At 69.3% G+C, this 20,461-nt stretch carries 19 protein-coding genes; 16 read left to right on the top strand and 3 right to left on the bottom strand.

Features of this window, described 5'->3' with window-relative positions:
* Positions 1-105: 105 nt before the first annotated feature.
* From I4J89_RS28140 to I4J89_RS28120, 5 genes are all read left to right on the top strand, one after another.
* Positions 106-4,512: a hybrid sensor histidine kinase/response regulator gene (locus I4J89_RS28140; protein WP_196417095.1), complete on the top strand. Its 4,407-nt coding sequence runs from the start codon at positions 106-108 to the stop codon at positions 4,510-4,512.
* An 18-nt stretch (positions 4,513-4,530) separates the two neighbouring features.
* Positions 4,531-5,079 carry a response regulator gene (locus I4J89_RS28135; protein ID WP_196417094.1) on the top strand — a complete coding sequence of 183 codons (549 nt, stop codon included), beginning with the start codon at positions 4,531-4,533 and terminating at the stop codon, positions 5,077-5,079.
* 214 nt (positions 5,080-5,293) lie between these two features.
* Entirely contained in the window at positions 5,294-6,784 is a 1,491-nt protein-coding gene (locus tag I4J89_RS28130) for a pectate lyase (protein WP_196417093.1), read from the top strand.
* Positions 6,785-6,836: 52 nt separating this feature from the next.
* Positions 6,837-7,349 (top strand): SigE family RNA polymerase sigma factor, encoded by a 513-nt coding sequence (locus tag I4J89_RS28125; RefSeq protein ID WP_196417166.1) that lies wholly within the window; start codon positions 6,837-6,839, stop codon positions 7,347-7,349.
* Entirely contained in the window at positions 7,346-8,110 is a 765-nt protein-coding gene (locus I4J89_RS28120) for a hypothetical protein (RefSeq protein WP_196417092.1), read from the top strand. The genes I4J89_RS28125 and I4J89_RS28120 overlap by 4 nt, the downstream gene beginning before the upstream one ends.
* A gap of 76 nt (positions 8,111-8,186) precedes the next feature.
* Here the strand turns inward: I4J89_RS28120 and I4J89_RS28115 are convergent, their stop codons facing one another.
* Positions 8,187-8,513, bottom strand: coding sequence for an STAS domain-containing protein (locus I4J89_RS28115; protein ID WP_196417091.1), 327 nt, complete (start codon positions 8,511-8,513; stop codon positions 8,187-8,189).
* 124 nt (positions 8,514-8,637) lie between these two features.
* Between I4J89_RS28115 and hemL the strand changes: the two genes are divergently transcribed.
* Genes hemL through ccsB form a run of 6 tightly spaced genes read left to right on the top strand, consistent with a single transcriptional unit; the run spans position 8,638 to position 14,559 of the window.
* A complete protein-coding gene (gene hemL / locus I4J89_RS28110) occupies positions 8,638-9,984 on the top strand; it encodes a glutamate-1-semialdehyde 2,1-aminomutase (protein WP_196417090.1) in 1,347 nt (448 codons plus the stop codon).
* On the top strand, positions 9,977-10,633 hold the full coding sequence (locus I4J89_RS28105; RefSeq protein WP_196417089.1) for a histidine phosphatase family protein: 657 nt from the start codon (positions 9,977-9,979) through the stop codon (positions 10,631-10,633). The genes hemL and I4J89_RS28105 overlap by 8 nt, the downstream gene beginning before the upstream one ends.
* Positions 10,630-11,196, top strand: a complete 567-nt coding sequence (locus I4J89_RS28100; RefSeq protein ID WP_373688167.1) for a TlpA disulfide reductase family protein — start codon at positions 10,630-10,632, stop codon at positions 11,194-11,196. The genes I4J89_RS28105 and I4J89_RS28100 overlap by 4 nt, the downstream gene beginning before the upstream one ends.
* On the top strand, positions 11,196-12,002 hold the full coding sequence (locus I4J89_RS28095) for a cytochrome c biogenesis CcdA family protein (RefSeq protein WP_196417088.1): 807 nt from the start codon (positions 11,196-11,198) through the stop codon (positions 12,000-12,002). The genes I4J89_RS28100 and I4J89_RS28095 overlap by 1 nt, the downstream gene beginning before the upstream one ends.
* Positions 11,999-13,606 (top strand): cytochrome c biogenesis protein ResB, encoded by a 1,608-nt coding sequence (gene resB / locus I4J89_RS28090; RefSeq protein ID WP_196417087.1) that lies wholly within the window; start codon positions 11,999-12,001, stop codon positions 13,604-13,606. Before I4J89_RS28095 ends, resB begins: the two co-directional genes overlap by 4 nt.
* Positions 13,606-14,559, top strand: coding sequence for a c-type cytochrome biogenesis protein CcsB (ccsB, locus tag I4J89_RS28085; protein WP_196417086.1), 954 nt, complete (start codon positions 13,606-13,608; stop codon positions 14,557-14,559). Before resB ends, ccsB begins: the two co-directional genes overlap by 1 nt.
* On the opposite strand, the gene I4J89_RS28080 is transcribed toward ccsB, so the two are convergent.
* Positions 14,556-15,425: a hypothetical protein gene (locus I4J89_RS28080; protein WP_309238509.1), complete on the bottom strand. Its 870-nt coding sequence runs from the start codon at positions 15,423-15,425 to the stop codon at positions 14,556-14,558. The genes ccsB and I4J89_RS28080 overlap by 4 nt on opposite strands.
* A gap of 81 nt (positions 15,426-15,506) precedes the next feature.
* Between I4J89_RS28080 and I4J89_RS28075 the strand changes: the two genes are divergently transcribed.
* The 5 genes from I4J89_RS28075 to I4J89_RS28055 are packed head-to-tail and all read left to right on the top strand — an operon-like array spanning position 15,507 to position 20,062.
* Positions 15,507-16,967 (top strand): menaquinone biosynthesis decarboxylase, encoded by a 1,461-nt coding sequence (locus tag I4J89_RS28075; protein WP_196417085.1) that lies wholly within the window; start codon positions 15,507-15,509, stop codon positions 16,965-16,967.
* On the top strand, positions 16,964-17,854 hold the full coding sequence (gene mqnP, locus I4J89_RS28070) for a menaquinone biosynthesis prenyltransferase MqnP (RefSeq protein WP_196417084.1): 891 nt from the start codon (positions 16,964-16,966) through the stop codon (positions 17,852-17,854). The genes I4J89_RS28075 and mqnP overlap by 4 nt, the downstream gene beginning before the upstream one ends.
* Before the next feature lie 31 nt (positions 17,855-17,885).
* A complete protein-coding gene (locus tag I4J89_RS28065; RefSeq protein WP_196417083.1) occupies positions 17,886-18,395 on the top strand; it encodes a SigE family RNA polymerase sigma factor in 510 nt (169 codons plus the stop codon).
* Positions 18,379-19,398, top strand: a complete 1,020-nt coding sequence (locus I4J89_RS28060) for a hypothetical protein (protein WP_196417082.1) — start codon at positions 18,379-18,381, stop codon at positions 19,396-19,398. The genes I4J89_RS28065 and I4J89_RS28060 overlap by 17 nt, the downstream gene beginning before the upstream one ends.
* Positions 19,399-19,414: 16 nt before the next feature.
* Positions 19,415-20,062, top strand: a complete 648-nt coding sequence (locus tag I4J89_RS28055; protein WP_196417081.1) for a UbiX family flavin prenyltransferase — start codon at positions 19,415-19,417, stop codon at positions 20,060-20,062.
* Here I4J89_RS28055 and I4J89_RS28050 read toward each other — a convergent pair.
* Entirely contained in the window at positions 20,035-20,310 is a 276-nt protein-coding gene (locus tag I4J89_RS28050) for a BldC family transcriptional regulator (RefSeq protein ID WP_014440318.1), read from the bottom strand. The two genes, I4J89_RS28055 and I4J89_RS28050, sit on opposite strands and share 28 nt — an antisense overlap.
* Positions 20,311-20,461 lie beyond the last annotated feature (151 nt).

Raw genomic sequence — 20,461 nt, 5'->3', positions numbered from 1 at the left:
GGTCGGGCGAGAGAGGATAGGGAACCCCCGGCGGTGAGGCTTGTTCCGGGCGCGACTCAAGGTATGGCCTGAACAAGCCTCAGTTGGACAGCGAGTGAGGACAGCATGACTGCGGCCAAAGAAGCCAGCGTCGGCGTGCCCGACGAGACCGTTCTGCTCGAAGAACTCGCCGATGCGCTGCGCCGTGTGCGGCGCGGCGATCTCAAGGTTCGGCTGCCTCGCCGGGGTGGCATGGCCGGAGCAGTGGCGGAAGCGTTCAACGAGGTCGTCTCCGTGCAGGAGCGGCAGAACCTGGACATGCGCCGGATCAGCCGGATCGTCGGCCGGGACGGCCGGTTGACCGAGCGCCTGGACGAGGAGGGCCTCGACGGCGCCTGGGCGGACAGCGTCCGCTCGGTGAACTCGCTCATCGACGATCTGGCCCGCCCGACCACCGAGATCTCCCGGGTCATCGTGGCGGTTGCCGAGGGTGACCTGTCGCAGCACATGGCGCTGGAGATGGACGGCCGGCCGCTGCGCGGTGAGTTCCTCCGGATCGGCCGCACCGTGAACACGATGGTCGACCAGCTGTCGTCGTTCGCCGACGAGGTGACGCGGGTGGCCCGCGAGGTGGGCACCGAGGGTGAGCTGGGCGGCCAGGCCGACGTCCGGGGCGTCGCCGGCACCTGGAAGGACCTCACCGACTCGGTGAACACGATGGCCTCCAACCTGACCCACCAGGTGCGCTCGATCTCCCAGGTGGCGACCGCGATGGCCCGCGGTGACCTGTCCCAGAAGATCACCGTGTCAGCGCGTGGTGAGGTGGCCGAGCTGGCCGACACCATGAACGGCCTCACCGACACCCTGCGGCTCTTCGCCGAGCAGGTGACCCGGGTGGCCCGCGAGGTGGGCACCGAGGGCAAGCTGGGCGGCCAGGCCGAGGTGCCGAACGTGGCCGGCACCTGGAAGGACCTCACCGACTCGGTGAACTCGATGGCGTCGAACCTGACCAGCCAGGTGCGGAACATCGCCCAGGTCTCCACGGCGGTGGCGAAGGGTGACCTGTCGCAGAAGATCACGGTGGCCGCGCAGGGCGAGATCCTGGAGCTCAAGGACACCGTCAACACGATGGTGGACCAGCTCTCGTCGTTCGCCGACGAGGTGACGCGGGTGGCGCGCGAGGTGGGCACCGAGGGCCGGCTGGGCGGTCAGGCCCAGGTCCGAGGCGTTTCCGGTACGTGGCGCGACCTCACCGAGAACGTCAACCAGCTCGCCGCGAACCTGACCGCGCAGGTGCGGAACATCTCGCAGGTCTCCACCGCGGTCGCCAAGGGTGACCTGTCACAGAAGATCACGGTCGACGCCCGGGGCGAGATCCTGGAGTTGAAGAACACCGTGAACACCATGGTCGACCAGCTCTCCTCGTTCGCCGACGAGGTGACGCGGGTGGCGCGCGAGGTGGGCTCGGAGGGCAAGCTCGGCGGTCAGGCCCAGGTCAAGGGCGTTTCCGGTACGTGGCGCGACCTCACCGACAACGTCAACTACATGGCCTCCAACCTGACCAGCCAGGTGCGGAACATCGCCTCGGTCACCACGGCCGTGGCGAAGGGTGACCTCTCCCAGAAGATCACCGTCGACGCCAGAGGCGAGATCCTCGAGCTGAAGTCGACCGTCAACACGATGGTCGACCAGCTCTCGTCGTTCGCCGACGAGGTCACGCGGGTGGCCCGCGAGGTGGGTTCCGAGGGCAAGCTGGGCGGCCAGGCCCAGGTTCGAGGCGTCGCGGGTACGTGGCGCGACCTCACCGACAACGTCAACTCGATGGCGTCGAACCTGACCAGTCAGGTGCGGAACATCGCCTCGGTCACCACAGCCGTGGCGAAGGGTGACCTGTCGCAGAAGATCACGGTCGACGCGCAGGGCGAGATCCTGGAGCTGAAGAACACCGTCAACACCATGGTCGACCAGCTCTCCTCGTTCGCCGACGAGGTGACCCGGGTGGCCCGCGAGGTGGGCTCGGAGGGCAAGCTCGGCGGTCAGGCTCAGGTGCGGGGTGTCGCCGGCACCTGGCGTGACCTCACCGACAACGTCAACTACATGGCGTCCAACCTGACCAGCCAGGTCCGCAACATCGCCCAGGTCTCCACCGCCGTCGCCAAGGGCGATCTCGGCCAGAAGATCACGGTCGACGCCCGCGGCGAGATCCTGGAGCTGAAGAACACCGTGAACACCATGGTCGACCAGCTCTCGTCGTTCGCCGACGAGGTCACGCGGGTGGCGCGCGAGGTGGGTTCGGAAGGCAAGCTGGGTGGTCAGGCCCAGGTCAAGGGCGTTTCCGGTACGTGGCGCGACCTCACCGACAACGTCAACCAGCTCGCGTCCACGCTGACCATCCAGCTGCGGGCCATCGCCGAGGTGTCCACCGCCGTGACCCGCGGTGACCTGACCCAGAGCGTCGCGGTCGAGGCACAGGGCGAGGTGGCGGAGCTCAAGGACAACATCAACCAGATGATCGTCACGCTCCGCGACACCACCAAGACGAACGCGGAGCAGGGCTGGCTGGACTCGAACCTGGCCCGGATCGGTGGCCTGCTCCAGGGCCAGCGGGACGTCGGCGAGGTCTGCCGCATGATCATGACCGAGGTGACGCCGCTGGTCGACGCGCAGCTCGGCGCCTTCTTCCTGGTGGACAACGAGGAAGCGGTGATGCGCCTGCGGCTGGCGGCGGCGTACGGCTACGTGGCCCGGGACCACGAGGTGACCTTCGGGCCGGGCGAGGGCCTGGTCGGCCAAGCGGCGGTGTCCCGGCGGACGATCCGGGTCCGCGCCACCCACGACGGCATCCTGACCATGCGGTCCGGGTTGCTCACCATGGCGCCGAACGACCTGGTCGTGCTGCCGGTGCTGTTCGAGGGCGAGATGCTCGGCGTGATCGAGTTCGCGTCGGTGGCGGCGTTCTCCGGGCTGCACCTGACGTTCCTGGAGCGGCTGGTCGCCACGATCGGCGTCGCGCTCAACACGATTCAGGCGAACCGGCGTACCGAGGAGCTGCTGGCCCAGTCGCAGCGCCTGGCCCGGGAGATGCAGGACCAGTCGGCCGAGCTGCAGCGTACGAACGCCGAGCTGGAGGACAAGGCCAAGCTGCTGAGCGAGCAGAAGGCCAACATCGAGCTGAAGAACCGGGAGATCGAGCTGGCGCGGCTGGGCCTGGAGGAGAAGGCGCAGCAGCTGTCCCGGGCGAACACGTACAAGTCCGAGTTCCTGGCGAACATGAGCCACGAGCTGCGTACCCCGCTGAACTCGCTGCTGCTGCTGGCGCGGCTGCTCGCCGACAACACCGAGCAGAACCTCAGCAGCAAGCAGATCGAGTTCGCTCGTACGATCCACAGCGCCGGATCCGACCTGCTCTCGCTGATCGACGACATCCTCGACCTGTCGAAGATCGAGGCGGGCCGGATGGACGTCGAGCCGGACGTGGTCGACTTCGAGGGCATCCGCAGCTACGTGGAGCAGGCGTTCGTACCGCAGGCCGACGACAAGGGCCTGGAGTTCCGGGTCGACGTCGCCCCCGAGCTGCCCGACTCGATCGTCACCGACCCGCAGCGCCTCCAGCAGATCCTGCGCAACCTGCTGTCGAACGCGGTGAAGTTCACCGACAGCGGATCGGTGACGCTGACCATCTTCCCGGCCACTCCGGACCCGGATCTGGACATGCCGGGGATCCCCGGCCGTCAGGTGATCGGGTTCGCGGTGACCGACACCGGCATCGGTATCTCGGACGAGAAGCTGGCGATCATCTTCGAACCGTTCCAGCAGGCCGACGGCACCACCACCCGCAAGTACGGTGGCACCGGCCTGGGCCTGTCGATCAGCCGGGAGTTCGCCGCGCTGCTCGGCGGCACGATCACCGTCTCGTCGGTGCCGGGTGGCGGCTCCACGTTCACCCTCTACATGCCGGAAGCCCTGGTGCCGGACGCGATCCCGATGCCGGCGCTTCCGGCGCTGCCGGTGGTTCCGGCCAAGGCGGTGGCGGTCCGGCCGGCGGCGTCGCTGGACCTGCCGCTCATGGAGATGCCACCGCTTGTCACGCCGCGGCCGGAGGAGCCCACCGTGGGTCCGGCGGGCCGGCAACTGGACGGCGCCACCGTGCTGATCATCGACGACGACGTCCGCAACGTCTTCGCGCTGACCAGCGCCCTGGAGATGCACGGGTTGCACGTCCTCTACTCCGACAACGGCGTGGACGGCGTACGGATCCTGGCCGAGCATCCCGAGGTGGACATCGTGCTGATGGACGCGATGATGCCGGATCAGGACGGCTACGAGACCACCCGCGGCATCCGGCGCAACCAGCGTTTCCAGGACCTGCCGGTAGTCTTCCTCACGGCGAAGGCGATGCCGGGCGACCGGGAGTCGGCGCTAGCCGCCGGTGCCAGTGACTACATCACCAAACCGGTGGACCTGGACGAACTGATTGAATTGATGGCGCGCTGGGTGAACGCGGACGACAGCACAGAGCCGGGACGCGGCTGAAGGGTGAGGTGAGTACGCGTGGGTGAGCGCGCCAAGGCGCTGCTGGTCGACGACCGGCGGGACAACCTGCTGGCCCTGGAGGCGATCCTTCAGGGTCTGCCGGTCACAGCGGTGGCCGTGGAGAGCGGTGAGGCTGCCCTGAAGCAGCTGCTCACCGACGACTTCGCGGTGATCCTGCTGGACGCGCACATGCCCAACATGGACGGTTTCGAGACGGCCAGCCACATCAAGCGGCGGGAGCGGACCCGGCACGTACCGATCCTGTTTCTCACCGCGGCCGACCGCGACGCCCAGCTGGCCCTCCGCGGCTACGCGGTCGGCGCCGTCGACTATCTCACCAAGCCGTTCGACCCGTGGGTGCTGCGTGCCAAGGTCTCCATCTTCGTCGAGCTGTGGACGAAGAATCAGCAGCTGAAGGCACAGGCCGAGGCGTCGCGGGAGCGGGAGGCGCAATGGCACCGGCTCACCGAGACGGTGGACGAGGCGGCGCGCGTGCTCCGTGGCGGCGGGGATACCGCCGCGGCCGAGGCGTTGGACCTGTTGGAGAAGGCTCGCTGGGGGAACTGACCGCTTTGGTGTGACCTGAGTCACGCCGAACAACCTTGCCGGGCAGCCGCGCCACTACCGGGGCGTGATCGCTTGATCATGCGATCTCCATCCCCCGAGTAGGAGCAACATGCGGCACGCAGCGAACAATTTTCAACCTGGCACCGGACCCAAGGTGCCAGGACCGTCGGCCGGCGCCGGGCCGTGGGGCCCAGGCCACGTTGAAAAAGGTTCGATGCCCAGCGCAGCCCCGAGCCGGCGGCGCCGTCGCCTGGTCGCCGGCCTCGGCGCGGCGGGCGCGGCCGGCGCCGTCACCGCGCTGGTCGCCATCCTCGTCCCCTCGGCCTCCGCCGCCACCCTCTTCGACGACGACTTCGAGGACGGCGCCAGCGGCTGGTCCAAGTCCGGCGGCAACTGGGCCGTGGTCTCCGACGGCTCGAAGGTCTACCAGCAGTCCAAGGCGGAGAGCGAGCTCGCTCGGGTGTTCGCCGGCGAGACGTCCTGGACCGACTACTCGGTCCAGGCCAAGGTGAAGCCGGTCAGTCTCGGCACCGGCCTGGCCGGCGTCGCGGCCCGGGCCAGCGGCTCCTCGACGATGTACCGGCTGGCCCTCACCGGCGCCGGCAAGGCCGAGCTGCAGGCGGTCAAGGGCAGTGCGGTCACCGTGCTCGGCTCGGCGGCGGTCAGCAACCCCACCTCGTGGCACACGCTGCGCATCGACGCTTCCGGTAGCACGGTGACCGGGTTCGTCGACGGCACGCGGGTCGCCTCGGGTAACGGCACGCTGGCCGGGACCGGCCGGATCGGCCTGGTCACCAGCTACGCGTCGGCATCGTTCGACGACGTCTCGGTGAACCCGCTCGGTGGCTCGACCGCTACGCCGACCGCGACCGCGACGGCGAGCCCGACGAAGACCGCGACCGCCTCCCCGACGGCGAGCCCCTCCAAGACCGCGACCGCCTCGCCGAGCCCGACGAAGACGGCGACCGCGTCGCCCACCGCCACCCCCACCGCCACCGCCACTCCCACCCCGACTGCAACCTCGACCGCTTGGCCCGCCGCGACCGGCAGCAAGCCGGTTACCGCGACCATCGCCGTCTCCGGCACGCTCGACGGCGGCAACGCCCGCTACTTCGGCAGCGGCGCACTGGGCGGCGACGGGCAGGACGAGGGCCAGGACCCGCTGTTCAAGCTGGCCGACGGCGCGGTGCTGAAGAACGTCATCCTCGGCGCCCCGGCCGCCGACGGCGTCCACTGCTCCGGCTCCTGCACGCTGATCAACGTGTGGTGGGAGAACGTCGGTGAGGACGCGGCCACCTTCAAGGGCGGCACCTCGGCGACCTACACCGTCGACGGCGGCGGCGCCAAGGGCGCGGACGACAAGGTCTTCCAGCACAACGGCGGCGGCACGCTGACCATCAAGAACTTCCAGGTCTCCGACTTCGGCAAGCTCTACCGCTCCTGCGGCAACTGCTCGACCCAGCACCAGCGCGCGGTCGTGGTACAGAACGTGGTCGCCACCGCCCCGGCCGGCAGCCTGGTCGGTATCAACCAGAACTACGGCGACACCGCGACCCTGTCGAAGATCACCGTGGTCGGCAAGAAGAGCCTGGACATCTGCGTCAAGTTCACCGGCAACGACTCGGGCAAGGAGCCGACCAAGATCGGTACGGGTCCGGACGGCACCTACTGCAAGTACGCCGAGTCCGACATCACCTTCAAGTGATCGTCCGTGGCCGCCGGGCGGGATCCCGGCGGCCACGGTGCTGGAGGAAAACTTGCGCGACGCCGCCTTCCACGCGTACTTCGAGCAGCACCATGCCTCGATGTCGCGCCTGGCGTACCTGATGACCGGGGAGGCGGAGGTCGCCGACGACCTGGCGGCCGACGCGCTGACCGAGGTGTGGCGGCATTGGGACCGGGTCACCGCGGCGGACGACCCGGTCGCGTACGGGCACGGGATCGTGATGAACCTGGCCCGCAACTGGATCCGGCGCCGCAGCCGGGAACGACTCCTGTCACTCGATCCGTTCCGGCGTGCCACCGACCCGGACGTCTCCGCGGTGGTGGACGTCCGAAGCGCGCTACGGCGGCTGCCGCACCGGCGGCGCGCCTGCGTGGTGCTGCGGTACGCGTTCGACATGTCCGAGCGCGAGGTCGCCTCGGCCCTGAACATCTCGGTCGGCGCGGTGAAGAGCGCGACCTCGCGGGGTGCGAGACAACTCGCGGAACTACTCGGCGGCGGCAACGTCGCGATGGCACGAATCGACGGTTGGGAGGCGGCGCGATGACGCTCATCGAATCAGAGCTGCGCGCGGCATTGCGCGCCGAGGCGGCGGCGCACCGGCCCGACCGGGAGGCCATGCTGGACCGGATCACCCGGACCGCCACGCGTAACCATCGCGCCACGAAGCGGGCACCGCGGATCCGGGTCGCCGGGGCCGCCGTCGCGGTGGCCGCCGTGCTCGGTGGCGGCGGGTTCGCCCAGTGGGCGCTGGCCGGCGACGGTGAGCCCGGGCCCGAACCGACCCCAGCGGTGACGGTGCCGGTCAGCCCGGCTCCTTCGGCCACTCCCACCACTCCGGCGGCGTCGAGCGCCACCAGCATCAAGGTGAGTCCGTCGCCGCGTAAGTCGAGGTCCGTGCCGCCGTCCAGCGCACCGCCGACGGCGAACACGAGGCTCTGGTCGGACGGATCCGTCGCTCCGGACAGCGACTCGCAGGGCAGCAGTGTCGTGACGGTGAAGACGACCGAGCGGCTCGCGGCGCTGGAGGTGACGATCCGGGTGGCGCGTACCCCGGAGCTGGTCTCTCGCGGCGGCAGCCAGCAGGTGCCCGGCGCGAGCGTCACCAGCACGGTCACCGAGGAAGCGGATGTGCTGGTCTACCGCTTCCTGCTGTCGTCCGGCGACACGATGGAACCGGGGACCTACACCTTCTCCGCGCGGTACACGCACGCCGAGGGCGGGCGGGATGCCGGCCGCGATACTTACGGCGCGGTCGCCACCAATGAGTCGGGCACTCCGCTGACGGTCACCGGCGACTTCGCCTGAGCGTTATTCCACTGCCGACGCCGCCCACAGGTTTCGCACACCTGCGGTGTGCGAGCATCGCGGTATGCCAGGTCGTTCAGGCGGTGCTGCTGATCATCAGCGCGCTGCGCAGCCCGGTGATGTCCAGCACCCGCATCAGGAAATCGCCGACGTTCGTCAGGGAGAGCACGGCTTGAGCGTGCTGTGCCTTGCGGCTGAGCACGACAAGCGTGCCCAGACCCTGCGAGTCACAGAACGTGACTCCGGCCATGTCCAGGATGATCCGGGCGGGCGGTTCCGGCAGCAGTTCGTTGACGACCGCGGCCAGCTCGGAGACCGTGAGCACGTCGATCTCCCCGGCGAGCTGGATCACTACCTCGTCCGGGGCGCGCTGAACCGTGATCGACAGTTCGGGTCGCTCCACGCGGCTCAGCCTATCCTCTTCAGGGCGAAACGGCCTGTCCGGCGCGGTCAGACCAGGTCCTTCCGGACATCATCCGGTGACGTGAACAACCCTCTCGAGATACTCGACGTACGCCGCTGACAGAATGGGAAGCGCTGTGACCACGAATTATCCCACCGCGGAGCTTCCGTACCCGGAGGACGCCCCGGTCTCCCAGGCCCTGTTCGACCGCGCCCAGGCCATCGTGCCGGGTGGGGTCAATTCACCTGTGCGTGCGTTTCGCGCGGTCGGCGGCACACCCCGATTCATGGCATCCGGCCGCGGTCCCTGGCTGACCGACGTCGACGGACGGCGTTACGTCGACCTGGTGTGCTCCTGGGGTCCGCTGATCCACGGGCACGCCCACCCGGAGATCGTGGCGGCGGTGCAGCAGGCGGCCGCGCTCGGCACCAGCTTCGGTACGCCGACCGCCGGCGAGGTCGACCTGGCCGAGGAGATCGTGCGGCGGACACCGGTTGACGAGGTGCGACTGGTCAACTCCGGCACCGAGGCCACCATGACGGCGATCCGGCTGGCCCGCGGCTTCACCGGCCGGTCGAAGGTGGTCAAGTTCGCCGGCTGCTACCACGGTCACGTGGACGCGCTGCTCGCCGCGGCCGGTTCCGGTGTGGCCACGCTCGGTCTGCCGGACTCGCCCGGCGTCACCGGTGCGGCGGCCTCCGAGACGATCGTGCTGCCGTACAACGACGTGGCCGCGGTCGAGGCCGCGTTCGCCGCCGAGGGCAACGAGATCGCCGCGGTCATCACCGAGGCGGCGCCGGGCAACATGGGTGTGGTCGCCCCGCGCGACGACTTCAACGGCAAGCTCGCCGAGATCGCGCACCGGCACGGTGCCCTGCTCATCGTCGACGAGGTGATGACCGGCTTCCGGGTCTCCGCCGGCGGCTGGGCCGGGCTGCACCCGGTCGACGCGGACCTGTTCACCTTCGGCAAGGTGATGGGCGGTGGCCTGCCCGCCGCGGCGTTCGGCGGCCGTCGCGAGATCATGTCGCGGCTCGCCCCGGCCGGACCGGTCTACCAGGCCGGCACGCTCTCCGGTAACCCGCTGGCCTGCGCGGCCGGCCTCGCCTCGCTGCGGCTGGCCGACGACGCGGTGTACAAGCGGCTCGACGACCTGGCGAACACGGTGGGTTCGCTCGCCTCGGAGGCGTTGAGCGCGGCGGGTGTCGCGCACCGCCTCTCGTACGCGGGCAACATGTTCTCGATCTTCTTCACCGAGGCGGAGGTCGCCGACTACGACTCGGCGAAGACCCAGAACGCGGCGGCGTTCAAGGCCTTCTTCCACGCGATGCTCTCGCACGGTGTGTACCTTCCGCCGAGCGCCTTCGAGTCATGGTTCGTCTCGACCGCGATCGACGACGCAGCCCTGGAACAGATCGCCGCTGCGGTGCCGCACGCGGCCCGAGCCGCAGCGGGAGTTTCACTTGTCTGAGCCGACCAAGACCACGGTGCACGTGTTCCGGCACGGTGAGGTCTTCAACCCGGACAAGATCCTGTACGGCAGGCTGCCCGACTTCCACCTGTCCGAGCTGGGACATCAGATGGCCAAGGCGGCCGCCGAGACGCTGGCCGGCCGGGACATCACGTACGTGGTCGCGAGTCCGCTGGAACGCGCTCAGGAGACGGCCGCGCCGATCTCCGCCGAGTTCAAGCTGGAGACGGCGACCGACATCCGGCTGATCGAGAGCGCCAACTACTTCGAGGGCAAGAAGGTGTCCGTCGGCGACGGCGCGTTCAGCAACCCCCGGCACTGGTGGGTGCTGCGTGACCCGATCACCCCGTCCTGGGGCGAGGCGTACCTGGTGATCGCGCAGCGGATGTTCGCCGCGGTGCAGGCCGCCCGGGTCGCCGCCGAGGGGCACGAGGCGGTCTGCGTCTCGCACCAGCTTCCGATCTGGACGCTGCGCCGGTACGTGGAGGGCAAGCGGCTCTGGCACGACCCACGGAAGCGGGAGTGCGGGCTGGCCAGCCTCACCTCGTTCCGCTTCGAAGGGTCCAAGGTGGTCGGTATCGACTACTCGGAGCCCGCCGCCCACCTGGTCGCCATGTCCGCGACGGCCAAGACCGCCAAGGGGGCGTGACCGTGCGCCGCCTCGTCGCTGTTGCCGTGACCGCGGTCGCCGTCGCCGGTGTGCTGGTCGGCTGCGGTGGCGAGGAGAACTGGGCGCAGAAGTGCGAGACCGGCGCGAACCTGGTGATCGAGTGCGCCCCGGCGGACCGGCCGCAGGTCTCCGGGGTCACCGGTGAGCTGCTCGACGGCGGTACGTACGACGTCGAGTCGGACCGTGGCCAGGTGGTTGTGGTCAACTTCTGGGGTTCGTGGTGCGCGCCCTGCCGGGCCGAGGCGGACGACCTGGAGAACACCTACCAGGCGACGAAGCCCAAGGGCGTCTCGTTCATCGGCATCAACTCACGGGACGACCGGGATGCGGCCATCGCGTTCGAGCGAGGCCGGGTGACGTACCCGAGCATCTACGACTTCGAAGCCAAGGTCGCGCTGAAGTTCGACGTGCCGAACATGAGCACCCCGGCCACACTGATCCTGGACCGGCAGGGCCGGATCGCGGTCGCCATTCGCAAGGCCACCACGATCGGTGAACTCCAGCCCCTGGTGGAACGGGTGGCGGCAGAGGGGAACCCCTGATGGGCGAGGCCTTCCAGAACACCGCGATGAACGGGCCGCTGCTGCTGGCGATCGGTGCGGCCCTGGTCGCCGGGCTGGTCAGCATCCTGTCGCCGTGTGTGTTGCCGCTGGTTCCGGGCTACCTCTCGTACGTGACCGGGCTGGCCGGCTCCGACTTGGACACCGTGATCAGGACCGGCCCGAAAGAAGAGGGCGCGGTCGCGACCCGGACCCGGACGCTGGCCCTGAAAAGCCGTGTCCTGCTAGGCAGCACCCTCTTCGTGCTCGGCTTCGCCGTCGTGTTCACCCTGCTCATGACGATGGTGGCGAACATCGGCGCGACGCTGATCATGCACCGGGACACCCTGAACACCGTCCTCGGCGCCCTGATCATCGTGCTCGGCCTGGGCTACCTGGGCTGGATTCCCGGCTTCCAACGGGAGGCCCGGATCAACCGGCTGCCGGCCGCCGGGCTGCTCGGCGCCCCGGTCTTCGGGGCGATCTTCGCGGTCTCCTGGATCCCCTGCATCGGCCCGACGCTGGCCGCGGTGGGCGCGCTGGCCGCCACGAGCGGGCAAACCGACCGGGCGGTGATCCTGGCACTCGCCTTCAGCCTCGGGCTCGGCATCCCGTTCATCCTGTTCGGGCTGTTCTTCCGCCGGATGCTCGGCGTCTTCACGGCGATCCGCCGCAACAGCCGGTGGGTGACCCGGATCGGCGGGGCGCTGCTCCTCGTCATCGGGATCACGCTGGTCAGCGGCCAGTGGAACTACTTCCTGGCCTGGCTGATGACCACCCTCAACTTCGGTCAGGAACTGCTGCTGTGACAGTCGTCGAGGACCGGCCCGCCACCGCCGAGGCGCCACCGCCGCGCCGGGCCAACCCGCTGTGGGCGCTGCTGCGCAATTCGTGGCGGCAGCTCACCAGCATGCGTACGGCGTTGCTGCTGCTCTTTCTGCTCGCGCTGGCCGCCGTGCCCGGCTCGATCTTCCCGCAGCGGACAGTGAACCGGGAGAACGTCCAGGAGTACTTCGCCGAGCATCCGAAGCTGGCGCCGGCCATCGACCGGTTCTTCGCCTTCGACGTCTACTCGTCACCGTGGTTCGCGGCGATCTACCTGCTGCTGTTCACCTCGCTGGTCGGGTGTGTACTGCCCCGGCTGCGGGAGCACGTTCGCGCGCTGACGACCGTACCCCCGGATGCTCCGAAGCGGATGGACCGCCTGCCGCAACATTTCGCAGCGACCGTGCGCCCGCAGCCTCCGGCCGCCACTGCCGAAGGCATCGCGAAGTTCCTGCGGGGTCGACGTTTTCGGACTCGGCTGCGGGAGCTGCCGGACGGTGGCTGGACCGTCTCGGCGGAGAAGGGTTTCTTCAAGGAGACCGGCAACCTGCTGTTCCACTTCGCCTTGCTGTCGGTGCTGGTCGGTGTCGGCTTCGGACACTGGTACGGCTGGCACGCCAACCGTCTCCTGGTAACCGGCCCGGACCAGGGCTTCTGCAACACGATCACGCAGTTCGACGACTCCTCGCTCGGCCCGCGGGTGTCCTCGTCCGACCTGCCGGACTTCTGTCTGAAGCTGACCGAGTTCCAGGCGACCTACCAGACCACCGGCCAGCCGAAGTCCTTCCTGGCGACGGTGGCCGTCAGCGAGGACGGCGGGGCCGATCAGATCCGGTCGTTCACGGTGAACGATCCGCTGCGGCTCGACGGGGCGAACGTCTACCTGCTCGGCCAGGGTTATGCGCCGGTGCTGCGGTTCACCGACCGCTACGGCGTCCAGCAGACCAAGACCGTGCCGTTCCTGCCCACCGACGGCATGCTGACCAGCGAGGGTGTCGCCCAGTTCCCGGACGTCAACATCGATCCGAAGACGAACAAGCGGGACGACAAGCTCCAGGTCGGGTTCGAGGGCGTCTACCTGCCGACCGGCGGGACCGACGGCAGTGCCCGTTCGACGTTCCCGGCCGAGAACAATCCGGTGCTCTACCTGGCCGCCTACCGCGGTGATCTGGGCCTCGACGTCGGCATCCCGGGTTCGGTCTACGCACTGGACCGCACTCAGATCGAGACCGGCCGGCTGACCAAGGTCAGCGGCGAGCGGCCGTACGTGCTGCGCCCGGGCGAGACCTGGACCCTGGACGACGGCAGCAAGCTGGAGTTCGTCGGCACCCAGAAGTTCGCCACCCTCTCCATCCGGTACGACCCGACCCAGTTCATGCTGCTCATCGGCTCGGTTCTTGGCCTGGCCGGACTGATGCTCTCGCTCGCCGTGCACCGCCGCCGGGTCTGGTTCCGGGTGTCGCCGGCGCCGGACGACGCGGGGAGTAGCGTGATCGAAGCCGGTGGTCTGCCCCGCACCGACTATTCCGGGTTCGCCGACGAGTTCACGGCGCTCACCCAAGGCGTTGTCAAGGAAGGAAAATCCTGATGGCGGAGCTGTCCGACCAGCTCATGGCGTTCACCGTGCTGGCCTACCTGGCCGCCATGATCTGCTACGCCGGCGAGTACGCGTTCGGTAAGCGCAGCCGGATCGGCCGCGCCGCGAGCCGGCAGCTGGTCGGCGCGGGCGCGCCCGTCCCGCCGGTGGAGAAGGTCGCGCCGGAGCCGGAGAAGCCGTCCCGGGGCGAGTGGTCCGGCCGCATCGCCGTGGTCCTCACCTTCCTCGGCCTGGCGCTGCACCTGGGCTCCGCGGCCACCCGCGGCCTCGCTGCCGAGCGGATGCCCTGGGGCAACATGTACGAGTACATCGTCTCGGCGACGCTCGTCGGCTCGGTGGTCTGGGCGGGTGTGCTGCTGCGCAAGCCGGCGGTCCGGCACCTCGGCCTGTTCGTCTCGCTGAGCCTGGTCGTGCTCCTCGGCGCCGCCAACCTGATCGCCTACACCCCGGTCGGCCCGCTGGTCCCGGCGCTCAACTCGTACTGGTTCGTCGTCCACGTGTCGACGATCATCGTGTCCTCCGGCATCTTCCTGATCGGCGCGGTGCCGGCCACGATGTTCCTGATCAAGAACGGGTACGACGAGGGCAAGCGCAGCTTCCCGTACACGCTCGGCCGGCGTGTGTCGGACGCGGCGGGGCTGGAGCGGCTCACCTTCCGCCTGCACGCCTTCGCGTTCCCGCTGTTCACGTTCGGCGCGCTGATCGCCGGCCCGCTGTGGGCCGAGGCGTCCTGGGGCCGCTACTGGGGCTGGGACCCCAAGGAGGTCTGGGCGTTCATCTCCTGGATCGTGTACGCCGCCTACCTGCACGCCCGGGCCACGCCGAGCGTGAAGCGGACCGTAGCGACCTGGATCGCGCTGGCCGGCTTCGTGACGATGCTGATGAACCTGTTCGGCGTGAACCTGTTCTTCGAGGGCCTGCACTCCTACGCGGACGCGGGTTAGGCACACCCGCCGGCGGTCCAGGTGTCGTAACGGGTGACCCAGTCCAGGCAGAAGCCGCCGCGGCGCTGCTGCTGACCGGCCTCCATGCCGGTCAGCGTCGCCACGTCCTCGCGCCAGTACCGGGCCGGGCTGCCGTCGGCCGGGCGCAGCTGCACGTTGTCCACGGTCACCTTCGGCATGTCGATCCGGGTCGGCCGGCTCGCGTCGACGTGCACCTCGACGTACTGCTCGATCTGGGCGCTGCGGCCGATCGGCAGCCGCTGCGTGGTCAGCAGGTTCCACCGGTTGTTCCACCAGAGCCAGGCCCGCCACACCCCGGACGCGTCCGCGTTCAGGTCCAGCCAGACCTGGTCGCCGGGGCGGACCGTGTACTGGTCGTAGAACTGCCAGGCGTTCGTGTTGGTGTTGAACGTGTAGATGTGCTGGCGGCCGGGGGCGGCCCAGCCGGTCTCCGCCCAGCCCGCCTCGAGCCAGGCGATCCGGCCACGGCCCATGTCCCGCTTCGCCATGAACCGGCCGACCACGAAGTCGTACGTGTGGGCGCGTACCGAGCCGTCGCCCACCGAGAAGCGGCCGGACACCCCGCTCCAGTCGCCGCTGGTGCCGGCTCCGAGGTGGTGGTAGCCGCTCGGCGTGAAGGCGCCGGGCCGCTTCACGCGTACGCCCGACTCCAGGACGGGACCGGCGGCCCGGCACGCGCGCGGCGCCTTGGCCCCGGCCGGCCCGGTCGGCGGCCGGGTCGATTTCGGGCCCGGCGCGCACTCCGGAAGGCGCGCGGAGCGGGCCGAGATCGCCGGTGCGGCGATCGCCAGCCCGGCGACGAGTCCGGTCACGGCACACCACCGGGCCAGGTTGCGCAGCTTCACGTCCCGCTCAACGCGAGTAACCGATCACGAGTGACGGGGCTGCCCGGGGCGCGGCGACACTCCGGTGCCAGACTGGTTGCCATGGCGTCCCGTGGATTCCCCCATGCCGATCTGCAGAGCTTCCTCGCCGCCCTGGAAGAGGCCGGTGAGCTGCGCCGGATCACCGTGCCGGTGGATCCGACGCTGGAGATCAGCGAGGTGGTGAACCGTACCGTCCGGGCCGGTGGGCCGGCATTGTTGTTCGAACGGCCGACCCGGGGCGAGATGCCCCTGGTGATCAACCTGTTCGGCACCGAGAAGCGGATGGCGATGGCCCTCGGTGTCGACCGGCTCGACGAGGTCGGCGAGCGGATCGGCGCCATGATCAAGCCAGAGCTGCCGGTCGGCTGGTCCGGCATCCGGGAGGGCATCGGCAAAGTGCTCCAGCTCAAGTCGATGCCGCCGAAGAAGGTCAAGACCGCGCCCTGCCAGGAGGTCGTGCTCAAAGGCGACGAGGTCGACCTGAACAAGCTGCCCGGCCTGCAAGTCTGGCCCGGCGACGGCGGGATCTTCCACAACTTCGGGCTGACCCACACCAAGCACCCGGAGACCGGCAAGCGCAATCTCGGCCTCTACCGGCTCCAGCAGCATTCGAAGAACACCCTCGGCATGCACTGGCAGATCCACAAGGACTCCACCGCGCATCACGCGGTGGCCGAGCGGCTCGGCCAGCGCCTTCCGGTCGCGGTCGCGATCGGATGCGACCCGGTGGTGACGTACGCGGCCAGCGCGCCCCTGCCGTCCGACATCGACGAATACCTGTTCGCCGGCTATCTGCGGGGCGAGCGGGTCGAGATGGTCGACTGCCTGACCGTCCCGCTCCAGGTGCCGGCCGAGGCGCAGATCGTGCTGGAGGGTTACCTGGAGCCGGGCGAGCGGCTGCCGGAGGGCCCGTTCGGTGACCACACCGGCTTCTACACCCCGGTCGAGCCGTTCCCGGTGCTGCACATCGAGACGATGACGATGCGGAAGAAGCCGATCTACCACTCGATCGTCACGTCCCAGCCGCCGCAGGAGGACCACGGCCTCGGCAAGGCCACTGAGCGGATCTTCCTGCCGCTGGCGAAGTTGCTGATCCCGGACATCGTCGACTACGACATGCCGGCGGCCGGCGTCTTCCACAACTGCCTCATCGTGTCGATCAAGAAGCGGTACCCGAAGCACGCGCAGAAGGTGATGAGCGCTCTCTGGGGCGCCCACCTCATGTCGCTCGTCAAGCTGATCGTGGTGGTGGACGAGGACTGCGACGTGCACGACTATCAGGAGGTCGCGTTCCGGGCCTTCGGCAACGTCGACTACGCGCACGACCTGCTGCTCACCGAGGGGCCTGTCGACCACCTCGACCACGCTTCCTACCAGCAGTTCTGGGGTGGCAAGGCGGGTGTCGACGCCACCCGTAAGCTGCTCGCCGAGGGTTACACCCGGGGCTGGCCGGAGGAGATGCGGATGGCGCCCGAGGTCGTTTCGCTCGTGGACAAGCGGTGGAAGGAATACGGGATATGACGGCCGTCGCACCGGAGCAGCCGGGCAAGGTCAAGGCCTTCCTGCGGCTTGTGATGATCGAGCACTCGGTCTTCGCGCTGCCGTTCGCCTACCTCTCGGCGCTTGTCGCGATCGACCGGGACGGCACCGGGCGGCACTGGGGCGACCTGGTGCTGATCACGATCGCCATGGTCGCCGGGCGGACCTTCGCCATGGCGGCCAACCGGATTCTGGACCGCAAGATCGACGCGCTGAACCCGCGTACCCAGAACCGGGAACTGGTCACCGGCGCGGTGAGCGTGCGGACCGCCTGGACCGGCGCGCTGGTCTCGCTGGTCGTGCTGATCGTCGCGGCCGGCCTGCTCAACCCGCTCTGCCTGGCGCTGTCGCCGCTCGCCGTGATCCCGCTGGTCGTCTACCCGTACGCGAAGCGGTTCACGAACTACCCGCACTACGTGCTGGCGCTGGCCCAGGCGGTCGCTCCGGTGGGCGCCTGGCTGGCGATCACCGGCACGTTCAGCGGTTCCTTCCCGGCCTGGGTGCTCGGCATCGCGGTGGGGCTGTGGATCGGTGGCTTCGACATCATCTACGCCTGCCAGGACGTCGAGGTGGACCGGCGGATCGGCGTGCACTCCACCCCGGCCCGATGGGGCGTGCGGACCGCGTTGCACATCTCCACCGGCACGCACGTCGTAGCCTTCGGATTTTTCGTCTGGTTCGGCCAGCTCGTGGGTCTGAGCTGGCTCTGGTGGCTGGGCCTGCTGGCGACCGGCGCCGGGCTGGTCTACCAGCATGTGGTGGTGACCGCGAACGACCTCTCCAAGGTCAACCGGGCCTTCTTCACGGCCAACGGCTTCATCGCGATCGCGCTGTTCGTCCTCGCCCTCCTCGATCTGGTCCTGCTATAACCGGATCGACCGCGCCCTCCGTCTAATCCGCGTGAGCGACAGAGAGGCCGAGTTCCGGGAGTTCGTCGCCGCGCGGATGGAATCGCTGCGCGGGCTGGCGTACCTCACGTGCGGCGACTGGCAGGTGGCCGAGGATGCCGTCCTCGCGGCCCTGTCCCGGGTGTACGTGAAGTGGAGCCGCGTCGACAACCCGGACGCGTACGCGCGCAGCGCCGTGGTTCGTGCCGCCATCGACGAGACCCGCCGGCCGTGGTGGCGCCGGGAGAAGGCGCACAGTCACGCGATGCCGGACCGGGCCGAGCCGGACGCCACGCACACGGTCGAGGACCGGCTGCACATCCGGGCGGCGCTCGCCACCCTGCCACCCCAGCAGCGAGCTGTGCTGGTGCTGCGGTTCCTGGAAGGGCTCAGTGTGCGGCAGACCGCGGCGGCGCTGCACTGCCCCGAGGGGACGGTCAAGGCATACACGTCGCGGGGTCTCGACGCGCTCCGCCGGATTCTCGGCAACGATCTGGAGGTGCGCCATGAAGCAGCTGTCTGACCTGTTGCGGGAGGCGAAGGCGGAGGCTCCGCCGCTTCGCCTCGACGTCGATAACGTAGTGGCGGCGGGGCGGACCAGGCGGCGCCGCCGGAACACCGGATGGGCACTCGGGGCCGTGGTCACGGTGGCCGCCACGATCGCGGTGCCACAGGTCCTGGCTCGGCCGGAGACCAGGCGGCCACCGGTGGTCGCGGCGACGAGCGCCACTCCGAGCTCGAGCCCCGGCTTCTTCCCGTTCCGGGCACTGTCCCAGCCCTACAGGGTCGGGGAGCTGCGGGTCGAGGAGCCGCACCAGATGGGGGTGGACGGCTCGATGGCTCGAATCGAGCGCGACGGCGAGGAGATGGGCGCACTCTGGATCCTTCCGCCCGGCGTGTCCAACTTCACCTGGGGAGACGGTGTCTCCCTCGGGTCCACGACCGTCAACGGCCGGCGGGGCGAATATCGTCGGGCCGGCAAGGAGACGGGCGGTCCCGAGTACCTGGAGTGGCAGTACGCCGAGGGGGCCACGGCCCTGGTATGGCTGAGCCCGAGACTCGACCACGCCGAGGGCAAAGCCGTCGCCGAAGCGTTCGAGCCGGTCGGCGACGTGCCGGCGACAGTCGGATTCCGTCTGGGCTACGTCCCGGGCGACTATCAGCTCATGCAGGTGAACACCGGGGCCGCCGCGCCGATGCCCATGCGACTGAGCTTCCTCACCACCGAGGCAGCCCTGGTCCGGCTGCGGGACGACCAGGCGTTCGCGGCGGACGACGAACTGCGGGGTGCGGCCCTCTCCGTGTCACTGACGCGTGCGAGGTCCTCGAGATATCCGGACGGCGAGGTGGAGTGCGCCGAGGGCGAGTGCCGCCTCTGGCGGAAAGACGCCGGTGTCCTGCTGCAGGCGAAGGGCCTGCCGGCGGAAGAACCCGGGATGAAGAGGATGCTGCTGTCCGTGACCCCGGCCGAGGACGTACCGGTGGACGACGCGGTGCCGGCGTCCGCGCGGCTTCCGCGACGCTGACGGCACACTGGTAGGCATGCGTGAACCGTGGATCGTCGGCATCTCCGGAGCCTCCGGCACCCCGTACGCCAAGGCGGTGCTGACCGCTCTGCTGGACGCCGGTGAGTCCGTCGACCTGGTCGTCTCCCGGGCCGCCCGGCTCACCCTGCTGGACGAGACCGGCGCGACGATCCGCGACGCGCACTGGAAGGACGATCTGGCGGCCTGGCTCGGCCGGGATCTCGGCGATCTGGCCTACTGGCCGACCGGGGACCTGGCCGCCGGGCCGAGCAGTGGCTCGTACCCGGCGCGCGGGATGGTCGTGGTGCCGGCCAGCACGGCCGCCTGTGCGGGCATCGCCATCGGCTTGTCCAAGGACCTGCTACAACGCGCGGCCGAGGTGAATCTCAAGGAACGGCGACGGACAGTCATCGTTCCGCGAGAGACGCCGGTTACCCGTAGTCACCTGGAGCACCTGATCGCCCTGCACGACGCCGGGGCGGTGGTGCTGCCGGCCAGTCCCGGGTTCTATGGATCCGGGGCGGACGCGACGGCACAACAACTGATCGACTTCGTGGCCGGCAAGGTGCTGGACGCTTTGGGCGTACCCCACTCGCTCTTCCGGAAATGGACCGGCGAATTGGGTGAGGGACGTGCTCAGCGCAACCCGTTGGGCGGGCCGTAGCCCGCGCCCGGGTTAGTGGGGCCGTTGTTACGCGGCTTGTTGGCGGCGTCGTCCTCGCGCATTTCCTCGATCACGCCGTCGCCCTCAAGCAGAGCGCGGACTTCGGACTCGCGGAATCGGCGGTGTCCACCGGGAGTACGGATGCTGCCGATGCGTCCGGCCGCAGCCCAACGCGTTACCGTCTTGGGGTCGACGCGGAATAACGCGGCCACCTCACCCGGTGTCAGCAGACGATCTCCAGTGTCCACAACCCCCTCCTCCGGTTTGGTATCTGGAGCGGCCGGTGGTCACGGTGAGTGTCGGCGTGCTCGATCTGGACGTAAAGCCATTAGAGCACCGCCCCTGAACCAAGTCCGTGAAATGCGGAAAAAGCCCCGATTGCGACAGTGGTCATTATCC

Source organism: Actinoplanes aureus, from assembly GCF_015704865.1.
Taxonomy (GTDB): Bacteria; Actinomycetota; Actinomycetes; order Mycobacteriales; family Micromonosporaceae; genus Actinoplanes; species Actinoplanes aureus.
Note: the sequence above shows the minus strand (reverse complement) of the source record. Positions and strands in the feature narration are given on the sequence as shown.